16 protein-coding genes are annotated in these 12,603 nt (G+C 41.2%); all 16 read left to right on the top strand.

Annotation, left to right across the window (positions count from 1 at the left end):
- The first annotated feature begins 43 nt into the window (after positions 1-43).
- The gene (locus BUA88_RS15860; protein ID WP_083572381.1) at positions 44-205 is read left to right on the top strand and encodes a zinc-ribbon domain-containing protein; all 162 of its coding nucleotides are present in this window, start codon (positions 44-46) and stop codon (positions 203-205) included.
- 4 nt (positions 206-209) lie between these two features.
- On the top strand, positions 210-500 hold the full coding sequence (locus BUA88_RS04080; RefSeq protein WP_072913078.1) for an HNH endonuclease: 291 nt from the start codon (positions 210-212) through the stop codon (positions 498-500).
- A gap of 511 nt (positions 501-1,011) precedes the next feature.
- Entirely contained in the window at positions 1,012-1,434 is a 423-nt protein-coding gene (locus tag BUA88_RS04075) for a hypothetical protein (protein WP_072913075.1), read from the top strand.
- Positions 1,435-1,446: 12 nt separating this feature from the next.
- Complete coding sequence (locus BUA88_RS04070; RefSeq protein ID WP_072913072.1) at positions 1,447-1,752, top strand: hypothetical protein; 306 nt, start codon at positions 1,447-1,449, stop codon at positions 1,750-1,752.
- A gap of 32 nt (positions 1,753-1,784) precedes the next feature.
- Entirely contained in the window at positions 1,785-1,964 is a 180-nt protein-coding gene (locus BUA88_RS04065) for a hypothetical protein (RefSeq protein WP_072913069.1), read from the top strand.
- A gap of 75 nt (positions 1,965-2,039) precedes the next feature.
- A complete protein-coding gene (locus tag BUA88_RS04060) occupies positions 2,040-2,360 on the top strand; it encodes a nucleotide pyrophosphohydrolase (RefSeq protein WP_072913066.1) in 321 nt (106 codons plus the stop codon).
- A 647-nt stretch (positions 2,361-3,007) separates the two neighbouring features.
- Positions 3,008-3,409 (top strand): (deoxy)nucleoside triphosphate pyrophosphohydrolase, encoded by a 402-nt coding sequence (locus BUA88_RS04055; protein ID WP_072913063.1) that lies wholly within the window; start codon positions 3,008-3,010, stop codon positions 3,407-3,409.
- Positions 3,410-3,474: 65 nt separating this feature from the next.
- Entirely contained in the window at positions 3,475-4,323 is an 849-nt protein-coding gene (locus tag BUA88_RS04050) for an FKBP-type peptidyl-prolyl cis-trans isomerase (protein WP_072913060.1), read from the top strand.
- Between the two features lie 102 nt (positions 4,324-4,425).
- Positions 4,426-5,169 (top strand): NUDIX hydrolase, encoded by a 744-nt coding sequence (locus BUA88_RS04045; RefSeq protein WP_072913056.1) that lies wholly within the window; start codon positions 4,426-4,428, stop codon positions 5,167-5,169.
- Between the two features lie 143 nt (positions 5,170-5,312).
- The gene (locus BUA88_RS04040; protein WP_143151395.1) at positions 5,313-6,101 is read left to right on the top strand and encodes a hypothetical protein; all 789 of its coding nucleotides are present in this window, start codon (positions 5,313-5,315) and stop codon (positions 6,099-6,101) included.
- Positions 6,102-6,283: 182 nt separating this feature from the next.
- The gene (locus BUA88_RS04035; protein WP_072913050.1) at positions 6,284-8,083 is read left to right on the top strand and encodes a methyl-accepting chemotaxis protein; all 1,800 of its coding nucleotides are present in this window, start codon (positions 6,284-6,286) and stop codon (positions 8,081-8,083) included.
- 139 nt (positions 8,084-8,222) lie between these two features.
- Positions 8,223-8,636: a hypothetical protein gene (locus BUA88_RS04030; protein WP_072913047.1), complete on the top strand. Its 414-nt coding sequence runs from the start codon at positions 8,223-8,225 to the stop codon at positions 8,634-8,636.
- Positions 8,637-8,650: 14 nt separating this feature from the next.
- On the top strand, positions 8,651-9,379 hold the full coding sequence (locus BUA88_RS04025; protein WP_072913043.1) for a hypothetical protein: 729 nt from the start codon (positions 8,651-8,653) through the stop codon (positions 9,377-9,379).
- Positions 9,380-9,405: 26 nt separating this feature from the next.
- A complete protein-coding gene (locus BUA88_RS04020) occupies positions 9,406-9,873 on the top strand; it encodes a hypothetical protein (RefSeq protein WP_051194742.1) in 468 nt (155 codons plus the stop codon).
- Positions 9,874-10,090: 217 nt separating this feature from the next.
- Positions 10,091-10,942 (top strand): YitT family protein, encoded by an 852-nt coding sequence (locus tag BUA88_RS04015; protein WP_083572379.1) that lies wholly within the window; start codon positions 10,091-10,093, stop codon positions 10,940-10,942.
- A 125-nt stretch (positions 10,943-11,067) separates the two neighbouring features.
- Positions 11,068-12,549, top strand: a complete 1,482-nt coding sequence (locus tag BUA88_RS04010; protein ID WP_072913037.1) for an AAA family ATPase — start codon at positions 11,068-11,070, stop codon at positions 12,547-12,549.
- The last annotated feature ends 54 nt before the right edge of the window (positions 12,550-12,603 follow it).

The raw sequence follows: 12,603 nt of genomic DNA, 5'->3' as shown, positions 1-12,603 counted from the left end.
TATTCACAAAAACTAGTGAAATCATTTTGTGATAGGAATATATATGAGCAGACTGGTTAAGGGGGTTAATGATTTACAGTCTAAATACCCAAGTATTGCCGGAGAATGGAGTTATGATAGAAATGGTGATATAACACCAGATTTAGTGTCGTATGGTTCTAAGAAAAGAGTGTGGTGGGTATGTCCGCAAGGAATGGTACAATAATCATATGAAAAGACGAAAACGTAAAGAGAATCTCAAGAACATAATATGGGCCAAAACAAATGGCATCTGTGTCAAGTGTGGCAAGGATGTTGAAGCAGATAAGCGCACCATTGATCACTTCATTCCAAAGTATCATGGTGGGACAGATGACATCAGGAATCTTATTCCATTGTGTAAGGCTTGCAATAGAGCTAAAAGCTCCAGGCTCATGAGTATAGATGAGTGTTGTCCATTTCTTGATGAGGAATATAGGATTCAGATTCGTAAATACGTAGGGAGGGAAATGGAGTTATGAATGAAAATGCGTGTTTACAAATTATTTATCAGCAGATATAATAAGAATACAAAAGGTGCCAACCATTAACGGTTGGTCCGTTCAGAAAAGCGATGTAACCGCTCAGTCTTCCCAGGACTTATGAGCGGTTACTTTTTTGTTGCATTGTCTCGGCCAAGTTTGTAGCCGATTCCAAATGCAGTAAATAATAATCCAGTAATAGCTACAAATTGTTCTAATGTCATAAAAGTTTTCCCCTTTAGATATTTCTGCTCAAAGACAGATTATTCTAAATAGAGGTCTCAGTCCTCTAGTCGAAGACCAACCGCCAACCCTAATGGTAGCATCGAGAATTAGTCTATCAAACAAATGTGGGATTAACAATCGAACAAATTATTAAATTTGAGATAACTTTGTTGCTGCAGGGCTTCTAGCACTGTAGCTTTTTTTGTATAATGAATACTAGTTGGAGCTCGGGCAGACCTGGTCCTGGAAGGGCCTGCTAGGAATGGTACAAAAGGAGATAAAAAGCATGAATGAAATAGAAGCAAGAGAGATTAGAGAAGCTATTGATGCGGCGGATAATGCGCTGGAGCATCTTCGCTCTGCAAGAAAGTACCTTGATAGTGCAGGTAACTGGGGCTTGCTTGATATGTTTGGAGGCGGATTAATCTCTGGATTTATGAAGCACAGCAAGATGGGAGATGCTGAGCGTGAGATTGATAATGCCAGGTATGCGCTCCAGAGATTCAGCAAGGAGCTGAGGGATGTCAGTGGATACAGTTCTATTCACATCAATGACTTTCTTACCTTTGCGGATTTCTTCTTTGATGGATTTGTGGCAGATATTCTGGTGCAGTCCAAGATTAGTGATGGAAAGAGGCAGTGCGATGATGCTATCAGGAGAGTGGAGGGCATCAGGGCTGAATTGAAGGAGAAACTGAGGGGGTATTAATAAACACGAATTATGGATACAAGAATAGAATGGGCAAGAAGCAGGGACGAATTGGTGCAGGCTATAAGGAGTCTGGGATTTCCTGATGAGCTTGGAATGCAAATTGCAAAGATGCTTGGTAGTCCCAAGGCGATGCAAAGGATGCTGGCTTATCTTTATAATGTAAGGCCTAATACGGCAGAGCTTATTGTGGATGAGGCACTTGCTATTTGCAGCGATATAGATAGATGGCGGGAGAAGAAGGCCAGTGAGGCTGCCAATGCGGAGTACAATGAGATGCTTTACTACGGATTGGAGTCGGAGGAATACCAGGAATAAGCATCTAGATTTATAAAGTATAGGAGTGGGTTATGAATAAAAAGGATCAAATGACGGTAGAAAACTTTGTAAGCACTGGTATGGAGCTTGAGACTCTTTACAGCTGCTTCCCAGATTTTTCTAAGGAAGAGATTGCAGAAATATATAATAACTACAAGGCAAATCAGCATGAAGCTGTTGATGGACACACAATGAGCATTAACTGTTCTTAACAGTGATGTCAAAAGTCGAGCATTGCGAAGACTTGTTGGCATCAGGAGGCCAAAGGCCGACGAAGGGGGATTATCATGACACAGGAAACAATAGACAGAATAAGAAAATTTACGGAAGACCGTGACTGGGATCAGTTTCATTCGCCATCAAATCTCGCAAAGTCTATAGTCATAGAAGCTGCTGAATTGCTTGAGTGCTTCCAGTGGGACAATGAGAGATTTGATGAGCAGCATGTAAAGGAAGAGCTTGCGGATGTGATGGTGTACTGCCAGAATTTAGCTGACAAGCTTGGCTTTGATCCTGATGAAATTATAAATATGAAGATGGATCAGAATGAGGCCAAGTATCCGGTGGAGAAAGCCAAAGGGAATAACTGTAAATATTTTGAGCTGTAAGGGGTGCCTGCGGGAGGTGCCTGAATTAGTAAAGCATATAATATAGTAATTTTTTTAAAAATTATATGCTTACTTGGTGGATTTCTATGAGGAAAATCTTGGTCTAAGCATATAATTATGCCATTATTTTTAAAATTATATGCTTACTTGGTGGATTTCTATGAGGAAAATCTTGGCCTAAGCATATAATTATGCCATTTTTTTTAAAATTATATGCTTACTCGGTGGAATCTTTAAAGAGAAATCCTGCTCTAAGCATATAATTATGCCATTTTTTAAAAAATTATATGTTTGCTTGGCAAAAAAGCTATGAAAAAGAGCTTCACTGAGCATATAAAATCAAGAAAAATGACAAAATTATATGACTTCTTGCTGACCAAACAAGGAAATTGTCAGCAAGAATCCTGCTTTGCAGGACATGAAAATAGATAAATCTATTTTCATGGTATTTACGATTCCTGAAAAACTGATGTTTTTCAAGAATCTATAGGTTTTTGATTTTCCTCAGAAAATCAAGAACCGGACATGGACAAATATTTTCTGAAAGAAAATATTGCTTGGCAAAGCCAAGTTCTTGTGGGCTTTTTCCTTAAGTAGCCCACAAGAAGTCATTCTTAAGCAAGAAAATCAGTGTGGAGAATATGACCATGAAGACGATAAAAGTTGTTGCAGCGGTAATCTGTGATTCTATTCAGGAGAAGAATAAGATTTTTGCAACCGCAAGAGGTTATGGAGATTATAAAGGTGGATGGGAATTCCCAGGAGGCAAGGTAGAAGCGGGAGAGACTTCCGAGCAGGCTCTCGTCAGGGAAATAATGGAAGAGCTTGATACTCTTATCGAGGTAGGACCATTTATCGATACTATTGAATATGATTATCCTACATTCCATCTTTCAATGGATTGTTTTTACTGTGAAGTGAAGAAAGGGCATTTGGAGCTAAAGGAAGCAGAAGCTGCAAAGTGGCTTACTAGAGAAACCATTGATGCTGTGGCTTGGCTTCCAGCTGATATTACATTGATTGCTAAGATTAAGAATGATATGCAATAAGAATTGCCAAAATTCTCATTAGTATGTATAATACGTAGGATTTTGATTTTAGAAGGAGTATAAAAATGAGAATAGCAGTCACATATGATAACGGTCAGGTGTTCCAGCACTTTGGACATACAGAAGAGTTTAAGATTTTTGAGGTAGAGGATGGCAAAGTTGTTTCTTCTGAGGTTATTGGCTCAGATGGTCAGGGACACGGTGCTTTAGCAGGTCTACTTAGCAATAATTCAATTGATGTACTTATCTGCGGTGGTATCGGCGGTGGTGCACAGGCTGCTCTTACTGAGCACGGTATTGAGCTCTGCGCTGGTGCAACAGGTGATGTTGATGCAGCAGTAGAGGCTTATCTTAAGGGCGAGCTTATTAACACTGGTGTTAATTGCAACCATCATGGCGAGGGACATACATGTGGCGACCACGAGGAAGGACACAGCTGTGGCGGTCACTCTGGTTGTGGCGGATGTCATTCAGAGCCTGCATTTGAGGGCAAGAACGTAGGAAAGACATGCCGTACACATTACAGAGGTACATTTAACGATGGCACACAGTTCGATTCATCTTATGACAGAGGCGAGCCACTTGAGTTTGTTTGTGGCGCAGGCATGATGATTAAGGGCTTTGATGCTGCAGTTGCCAATATGGAAGTCGGCGAGAAGGTTGATATTCACCTTATGCCAGAGGAAGCTTATGGTCAGCGTGATGAAGATGCTGTCATTACATTGGAGATTGCACAGCTTCCAGGTTCAGAGGATTTAGTAGTAGACCAGCAGGTATACTTACAGGATCCTTATGGAAGACCATTCCCAGTAAAGGTTGTTGCAAAGGATGAGACAAATATCACTCTTGATGCAAACCATGAGATGGCAGGCAAGGAACTCAATTTCACTATTGAGCTAGTAGAGGTTAAATAATTTAAGTGTATAGGCATCTAATTCTTCGCTGAATTAGGTGCTTTTTTCTTTAAAGAACGATATAATATTAGAAATTTTATTCGAAAAAGCGGAGAATGTATTATGACTGAAGAGATTTTTGACATCGTGGATGAAAAAGGACAGCCTACCGGCGAAACAGTGACCAGATCACAGGCCCATGCAGAAGGCATTCGACACAGAACAGCTCACATTTGGGTGACCCGTGAAAATGGAGATAAGACAGAAGTGCTTTTACAGAAGAGAGCTCTTAACAAGGATTCTTTTCCTGGCAGATATGATACATCATCTGCTGGCCATATTCAGGCAGGGGATGAGCCATTGGAATCAGCTGTAAGGGAGCTCTCAGAAGAGCTTGGAATTCATGTGGATGAGGATGATTTACATTTTGCAGGAACATTTCCTATTCAATATGAGAAGGAATTCCACGGCAAGATGTTTAAAGATAATGAGATTGCATTTGTATATGTCTATGATGACGAGGCAGACATCGATAATCTTACCATTCAGAAGGAAGAGCTGGACAGTGTGGAGTGGTTTGATTTAGAGGAAGTGTATCAGGCTTGCCAGCCACCAAGGAATGAGAAGTTTTGTGCTCCTATGGGGGGATTGGAGATAGTTCGTAAATACGTTAATGAGCAGGAGAATGTGAGCAATAGTATGGTTCGCGGCATGAGTGTGGGTATGTCTACAGGAATGTTTATTGGAGCTGCTATTGGCATCGCTACTGACAGGATTGGAACATTTATGTGCATGGGAATGATTTGGGGAATGATATTTGGATCGATTTTGGGAAAGAGGAAGAATAATAACAAAAATGACTTTTAAAACGTTGTAGTAATTAAAAAGAGAATTATTACACTAAATTTTTCATATCGAAAAAAATACCACAAAAATGACAATTAGCCGTTGCTAGTTGTCATTTTTTTTGTTACAGTACTGAACTTATGAAAGAGAGGAAATAAAGTTATATGAAAGAAATGAGTTCAAAAGGCGTTCGATCGGGCCGCCTGGCCTGTAGTTTACTTTTAATCACATCACTTTTACTAATCTTATTTAACCATTGCTACAAAAGAAGTTATGCCATGCCAATTCAGGCGGCAGAAGCAGAAACTATTCAAGAGACAGCATCTTTCGAAGAGACAGAAATTATTGAAGAAACGGAGACTATTGAAGAGACCTATACATTTGAAGAGACAGTAATACTAAACAATCTTGCTGAGTGCACCACAGTTACTATTCAAGAAGAGTGCGCAGTATTAGCAGGACCAAAAAAGACATTACAGGAAGCAGAGAAGACGGTATACCACATACCAAGTAGCTTTGTTCATCCAGTTTCAGGAAAAACAGTTAGCTACAAAGGTGGAAAGACAATCGAACGTTCAGCCAAGATTACATACGGCAGAGCGGGATACATTAACGCTATGGCGTCACCAGATAGTGATGGATTCATGAAACTGGACGACAGATTTTTGATAGCTGTCGGAAGTGGTTTTGGCACAGTGCCAGGACAGTACATTGACCTGGTTTTAGGAAATGGCGTTGTTATCAAATGCATAATGGGTGATGAAAAAGCCGATGTAGATACAGATTCTACAAACATTTTCACATACAGATCATGTTGTTGCAGCGAATTTATTATTGATCAAAATTCTATTCGCTCAGATATTTATGAAAGAGGAAATGCATCACTTAAAAGTTATACCTGGGGTTCTCCAGTAGTTAAGGTAATTGTTTACGATTACCACTATGAGTCTTAAATTTATACCTATAAAACTGGCAGTTATCGAAAGATAGCTGCTTTTTTCATGCATTTAAATAGTATGCAATTACTTTGCGAAAAATTAACGAAATAATTGTGAAATCTAAAAATGACGACTTTTATGATGGTATTATAGCGGTATCAGTCGAGTATTACTTTTTGGGGAAAAGGAGTACAACTATGGATAAAAAGAGGGGTTCTTTAAAGACTGTGCTTATCGCAGTCATCTTGGCGGCAGTAGTAATTACTGCAGGTATTATTTCTACATTCACAGTTATTAACACACTGAATACTAATTCCGAGCAGACAGAGGCTTATAAGGAAAGACTCTATGCTGATGTTAAGAATCAGCTTAAGTATGAAACCGAAGAAGCCATGAGCATCTGTGCCTTTATGTATGCGAAGCACCAGGCTGGAGAGATGACTTTGGAGGAGGCTAAAAAACAGTCTGCAGATATTATCAGAGAGCTCAGATACAACGACGGCAGTGGATATTTCTGGGTTGATACTTCGCAGGGTATTAACGTAGTTCTTCTTGGTAGAGATACTGAGGGACAGTCTCGTTGGGATTCAACCGATTCAAGCGGAAATAAATTTATCCAGATGATGATTCAGAATGGTTTGCAGGAAGGCGGCGGATACACAAGCCTTATGTTTGCTAAACCAAATGAGACAGAGGAACTTCCAAAGATTAACTATACAGCTTACTATGAGCCATTCGATTGGGTTATGGGTACTGGTGTATGGGTAGATGATTTGGAAGAAATGACTGTTGTATATAGCCAGCATGCCAATGAGGCCCTTAGAAAGAGCATCATCACCACAATTGTTATTCTTCTTATTCTTATCGTTTGCGGTGTTGTAGTTGCGCTATTCTTTGGCACAAAGATTACACAGCCTATTTCTCTTGCTGCCAGCCAGATTGTTCGCATGTCTAACAGTGACTTCACCGAGAATGAAGAAATGGATAATGTTAGAACCCTTGTTAATAGAAACAACGAGATTGGTCTTATTGCAGAATCCCTTGATTTAATGCACGGGAACATTAGAAATCTTATGATGGAGATTTCAGGAACAACTGCTTCAGTTGCAGCTGCATCAGAGGAGCTTTCAGCATCTGCATCACAGTCAGCCGAGGCATCAGAGATGGTTGCAACATCATGTACAAACGTTGCAAACTCTTGCTCAAGCCAGATCAATGCTGTGACAGGTGCAAGTAACGAGACCGATTCCTTCGTTACAAATATGGAGAACTTCCAGGAAGCTATTAATCGTACTACAGATATGATTAAATCTACAAACGAGGCAGCTGTTAATGGCGCAGCCGACATGACAAACGCTACAGATATGATGGATAGCATCAGAGAATCTGTTGAGAACACAGCTCAGGTTGTAGAGGGACTTGGTGAGCGACTTAAGAGTATCAATGATTTCGTAGTTACTATTTCAGAGATTGCCAGCCAGACAAACCTGCTTTCACTGAATGCAAGTATCGAGGCTGCCCGTGCCGGTGAAATGGGTAAGGGCTTCGCAGTTGTTGCCAGCGAGATTTCAAAGCTTGCTGATGATTCTAATCAGGCAGCGCAGAAGATTACAGAGTTGATTGCTGGTATCACAAAGAATTCTGAGGAAGCTGTGGAAGCTATGCATGATGGCGCACAAAACGTAGTAAACGGAGCAGAGCTTGTTAATGAGGCAGGTAGCACCTTCAATAACATTGTAAACATGGTTAACTCAATCTCAGAGGAATCAAATACAATGAGTAGCATTGTTGCTCAGCTTTCTAGCGGAACTGAGACAATTGCCAAGAACATCAAGGATATCGAGCAGATGAGTATTGAGGTGGCTGATGAGACATCGAATGTTTCGGCAGCATCTCAGGAGCAGACAGCATCTTCTTACGAGGTTGCACAGGCATCCGACAAGCTTGCTGGAAATGCTCAGGAGCTTCAGGACTTCGTAGCACGATTCTCCCTTTAAAAAGTATTTTAAAAGTCACCCTGCAAAGGGTGACTTTTTTGTGACTTGACTATACAATTGTGGGGCGAAAGTGTTAGAATTTAGACAAGTATATAATATAGTGGTTGAATTCTACGCATCATTAAAGGGAGAAAAGTGTATGCAGGAAGAATACAAGGGAAAATCTATCTTCAGCCGAAGATATGTTGGCATGAATGAAGAGGCTATCAGAGAAGAAATAGACCGTCTACAGGGGCAGGTATATGCATTGGAAAAGGCGCTGGATTTGCTGAAGGAAGATGACAAGAATTTTATTGATGCCATATCAGACAATCAGGCTAAGATGGAAAGACTGATTAAAGAGATAGATAAGAAGATTACCAAGCTTCAAAGCTCGCTGGACTATGACGCGCCCATTAAGAATCAACTGGATATCGCCTCAAAGGACATTGGCGCAAAGCTAAAGGCGGCTAACAAGGAAAGTTTGGATACGCTTATACGTGTTTTGCAATTTAATACAGTGATTTTAATACTGTTATTATGCGTGGTGATTTATAAATTCGTAATTGGTTAACATCGGGGGCTACTATGAATTGGTTTACAGTTAATGTGGTAGTTTTGCTGGCAGCTTTAAATCTACTTATAGGGTTACCTATTCATTTCGCCAGAAAGAATGCCAGAAGGGATGCTCAGCAGCAGTTTCAGGAATATTGGCAGGGGATGGTAAATTTGGATAAGATTTACACGCCTCATATCAATGAGCTCAACAAGCACCTCAATACAATTAACTATTGGCTGAAGACGACAATTGATCCTTCTGAATCTGAGGAGGATCAGGAAAAAGTTGATCAGGAAGACAGATTCTTTGCCGGACTTATGAACCCGCTTGAAGCGAAGAAATGGAAGGAAGCTGTCAAGGCTGCAAGAGACGAGGCAGCTACTGACGAAAGTATAAAAGAAGCTCGCCAAAGGGAGTTCTTTGTAGAGGGGATGGAGCCGTTAGAGGTTGAGCAGACAAAGATGAACTTTATATATGCCAGGGAGCATGATGATTGTATTTATTATTGCGTGACTCCTGAGGCCGTTATTAAACAGCAATACAGACATGTCATCTTTTTCACTACATCAAGACCTACTAATCTTCCAATTGCATACCCGTACAAGTATGAGGGCGCACAGATGCTTTCTCTGTACAAGCATCCAGCTCAGACAGTATGGTTTTTGAAAAACTGGAAGCTTATTAGAGAGGGCCTGGAAGGCGGTCCACCTGAGGACATAGTTGAGCTTGACGATAGTGTTGTAGATTTCGACCTATAAAGCGTTTTTTCTTAGCAGGTGTTTTTATGGGGAAAAAAGAAGATATCGAGAAATTTGAGAAGGAGTTTCTTGAGCGCAAGCCTAATCGCTGCTCTAAGTGCAAAGGGCGCTTAAAATATATCGGCGGGGGTTATTATGAGTGCTACGATTGTGGCCATCAGGAAATAGATGATTTCGGGCGAATCAAGGACTACATAGATGAGTATGGGGCTGCGCCTGCTGTTGTAATTTCAGACAACACTGGGGTTCCAATTGAGCTGGTAAATGGAATGCTCAGAGAGGGGCGCCTGGAGATACCTGAAGGGAGCAGCGTTTACATCAAATGTGAAACCTGCGGCTGCAGTATTCGTTACGGACGCTACTGTCCGGATTGCATCCGCAATCGCACCAACAGCCTAAAAGGGGTTTTCTTTAATCCGGATGTAGGCGAGAAACCGCAACATGAAGTAAAGACTCAGGATGGCCGTATGCACTTCTTAGGGTTTGATAAATAATTAAGGTAGCTGGTATGTCACAAGCTCTTAGGTTTCTGAATGAAGCATTCTAAGCTGAATGAGGAAACACTAAGGCTTGTGACAGTAACCAGCTTTTTTTAGTATGGTGGAAAATACTTTAGTGTGCTAACGCATTACCGTGGTGTACTGACAAATGTCCGCGAAAGGTGTACAATCTGTTTTGTTGTGTTATTGAGAATAATGTTTGGAGACACTAATGAAACAGATAATTAAGACAGGCTTAATCGTTATTGCGGGACTTTTCTTGTATGCCCTAGGGGTGGCATTCTTTGTGGAGCCATCAGGGCTTATCACAGGAGGCGGTACAGGTCTTGCGCTTTTTGTTCATCACATGTGGGGCATCAAGACTTCATATGCTGTGTTTGTAATTAACACAGTTCTATTTCTTGTCGGCTGGCGCGTTATGGGACGCCGTTTCGCAGCCAACACTTTACTTTCCACATTTTGTTTACCAGTTGAGATTCACATTGCAGAGATTATTGCATCTCACTATGAGCCTGTTGATGATATAGTTTTATGCACTGTTTTCGGTGGATTACTTATAGGCGCCAGCCTTGGAATTGTAATCAGAACAGGGGCATCCACCGGTGGTATGGATATTCCACCAATCGTTATGAATAAATTTTTTGGCACATCCATTTCAGGTGTAATGTGGATTTGCGATATTATTATCCTGGGTGTTCAGGCTGTGTTTACAGACCAAAGCCTGGTGCTTTACGGAATTATCCTGGTGGTTATCTACACCATGACACTTGATAAGACATTAATCCTTGGCAAGGCCAAGACCCAGGTAAAGGTTGTCAGCAAGAAGAGCGACGAGATTCGCCGTGCCATCCTTCAGGATGTGGACCGTGGTGTCACAGTTATGTACGGCCGCACAGGCTACCTTGGCAAGGACACAGAGATTTGCCTTTCAATTGTTTCCACAAGAGAGCTTGCAAAAGCAGAAAAGCTTGTCCACCAAATTGACCCTGAGGCTTTCATTATTGTTAGCCGCGTGTCTGAGGTAAAGGGCCGAGGCTTTACAGAGCAGAAGAAATATTTATAGAGTTTATGAGAGTCATCCAGAAGATTTCTGGAGACTCTTTTTTTGCAGATTCACTTTACTGTGCTAAAGTGTTCTGCTAGAATGAAAATCAAATAAAAGCGTATGAACTGGAAGGGAGAAGGACTATGCCAGTATTTGATTTTGCAAATGATGAGAATGTGAAAAAAGAAGCTGTGGTGACATACACCACTTTCAAGTCGGATGAGCCAGTTGCATCTGCTGAAAAGCCTATATTGGTTTTGACAGATAAGGTAGGGGAAATGAAGCATCACACAAATGGAACATTTACGAATCCGATTTCAAGAAGCAGCTTCGAATATGAATCAGATAATGGCGTGGTTTCTACAGACATATTAAGGGTGGATTCTCGTTTTGTGAGCCTTATTGGCTGGTTAGGAGAAAATCATATCCCAGTGAGACTTTCAGGTGCTAACACAGCTGAGGGCTATGCAGTGTACAAAATTAGAGAAACAGCTACTGGAAATGGCAAACTCTCTTCTGAGGATGGTTTCCTTCAGTTTATGATGGAGCGTCTTTTTGCTTCTAATGCCCCTTCAGAGGAGGAGCTGGATGATGAGGATGCAGAAGATGGCGATGACATGAAGCTTACAAGCATCCAGTCCATCACTGATTTCATAACATGCGCAGGCAGAACTTTCCCAGACAATATCAGATTATGGGCTCGTCGTAACCTTGCTGTTGCAAAGTCTGCAGAGGTTACTATCGAGGAACGTCGACACGCCCAGCGAGCCCTTTCTATCATGACGGGTATTCACTGGAAGAGTGACTATTTTGAAGCTATCGATCCAGTAGAAGCAAGAAGAATTCTCGATGAAGAACTATACGGTCTTGAATCTGTAAAGCAGAGAATCATGGAGACTGTAATTCAGGTGAACCGCACCCACACCCTCCCTAGCTATGGTTTGCTTTTATGTGGTCCTGCGGGAGTAGGAAAATCTCAAATCGCATATGCGGTAGCAAGAATCCTGAAGCTTCCTTGGACTACACTTGATATGAGCTCTATCAACGACCCTGAGCAGCTTACAGGAAGCTCACGAATCTATTCAAATGCAAAGCCTGGTATCATCATGGAGGCCTTTGCAAATTCTGGTACCAGTAATTTAGTATTCATCATCAACGAGCTTGATAAGGCAAACTCGGGAAAGGGCAACGGTAACCCTGCTGATGTCCTTTTGACACTACTTGATAATCTGGGATTTACCGACAATTACATGGAGTGCATGATTCCTACAATGGGTGTTTATCCAATTGCCACAGCAAATGTTAAGGCAGATATCTCAGCACCACTTATGTCACGTTTTGCTGTTATCGATATTCCGGATTATTCTGTTCAGGAGAAGAAGGAAATCTTCCGTAGATTCTCCCTTCCAAAGGTATTAAAGAGAATGGGAATGGCGGCAGAAGAGTGCCAGGTTACCGAGGACGGCCTCGATGCGGTGATGGAGAAATTTGTTATTTCCACAGGTATCAGAAATGTGGAGCAGGCAGCTGAACATCTTGCAGCAAACGCACTGTATCAAATTGAGGTAGATGGAGTGACGTCAGTTGTCTATGATAGAAAAATGGTAGAAAAACTTTGTTTATAGGGTAGCAAAAACTTGATTTTTGTGATAAAGTTTTCTTGTTAATATCTACAATAT

Origin of the sequence: Pseudobutyrivibrio xylanivorans DSM 14809, assembly GCF_900141825.1 — a bacterium.
In the GTDB taxonomy this organism is placed as follows: domain Bacteria; phylum Bacillota; class Clostridia; order Lachnospirales; family Lachnospiraceae; genus Pseudobutyrivibrio; species Pseudobutyrivibrio xylanivorans.
The sequence above is the reverse complement of the archived record's forward strand: the minus strand, read 5'-3'. Positions and strand labels throughout refer to the sequence as shown.

Excerpts from the sequence above, each read along its gene's own strand:
- BUA88_RS15860 (WP_083572381.1), top strand. The coding sequence starts at position 44 with ATGAGCAGACTGGTTAAGGGGGTTAATGATTTACAGTCTAAATACCCA.
- BUA88_RS04080 (WP_072913078.1), top strand. The coding sequence starts at position 210 with ATGAAAAGACGAAAACGTAAAGAGAATCTCAAGAACATAATATGGGCC.
- BUA88_RS04075 (WP_072913075.1), top strand. The coding sequence starts at position 1,012 with ATGAATGAAATAGAAGCAAGAGAGATTAGAGAAGCTATTGATGCGGCG.
- BUA88_RS04070 (WP_072913072.1), top strand. The coding sequence starts at position 1,447 with ATGGATACAAGAATAGAATGGGCAAGAAGCAGGGACGAATTGGTGCAG.
- BUA88_RS04065 (WP_072913069.1), top strand. The coding sequence starts at position 1,785 with ATGAATAAAAAGGATCAAATGACGGTAGAAAACTTTGTAAGCACTGGT.
- BUA88_RS04060 (WP_072913066.1), top strand. The coding sequence starts at position 2,040 with ATGACACAGGAAACAATAGACAGAATAAGAAAATTTACGGAAGACCGT.
- BUA88_RS04055 (WP_072913063.1), top strand. The coding sequence starts at position 3,008 with ATGAAGACGATAAAAGTTGTTGCAGCGGTAATCTGTGATTCTATTCAG.
- BUA88_RS04050 (WP_072913060.1), top strand. The coding sequence starts at position 3,475 with ATGAGAATAGCAGTCACATATGATAACGGTCAGGTGTTCCAGCACTTT.
- BUA88_RS04045 (WP_072913056.1), top strand. The coding sequence starts at position 4,426 with ATGACTGAAGAGATTTTTGACATCGTGGATGAAAAAGGACAGCCTACC.
- BUA88_RS04040 (WP_143151395.1), top strand. The coding sequence starts at position 5,313 with ATGAAAGAAATGAGTTCAAAAGGCGTTCGATCGGGCCGCCTGGCCTGT.
- BUA88_RS04035 (WP_072913050.1), top strand. The coding sequence starts at position 6,284 with ATGGATAAAAAGAGGGGTTCTTTAAAGACTGTGCTTATCGCAGTCATC.
- BUA88_RS04030 (WP_072913047.1), top strand. The coding sequence starts at position 8,223 with ATGCAGGAAGAATACAAGGGAAAATCTATCTTCAGCCGAAGATATGTT.
- BUA88_RS04025 (WP_072913043.1), top strand. The coding sequence starts at position 8,651 with ATGAATTGGTTTACAGTTAATGTGGTAGTTTTGCTGGCAGCTTTAAAT.
- BUA88_RS04020 (WP_051194742.1), top strand. The coding sequence starts at position 9,406 with ATGGGGAAAAAAGAAGATATCGAGAAATTTGAGAAGGAGTTTCTTGAG.
- BUA88_RS04015 (WP_083572379.1), top strand. The coding sequence starts at position 10,091 with ATGAAACAGATAATTAAGACAGGCTTAATCGTTATTGCGGGACTTTTC.
- BUA88_RS04010 (WP_072913037.1), top strand. The coding sequence starts at position 11,068 with ATGCCAGTATTTGATTTTGCAAATGATGAGAATGTGAAAAAAGAAGCT.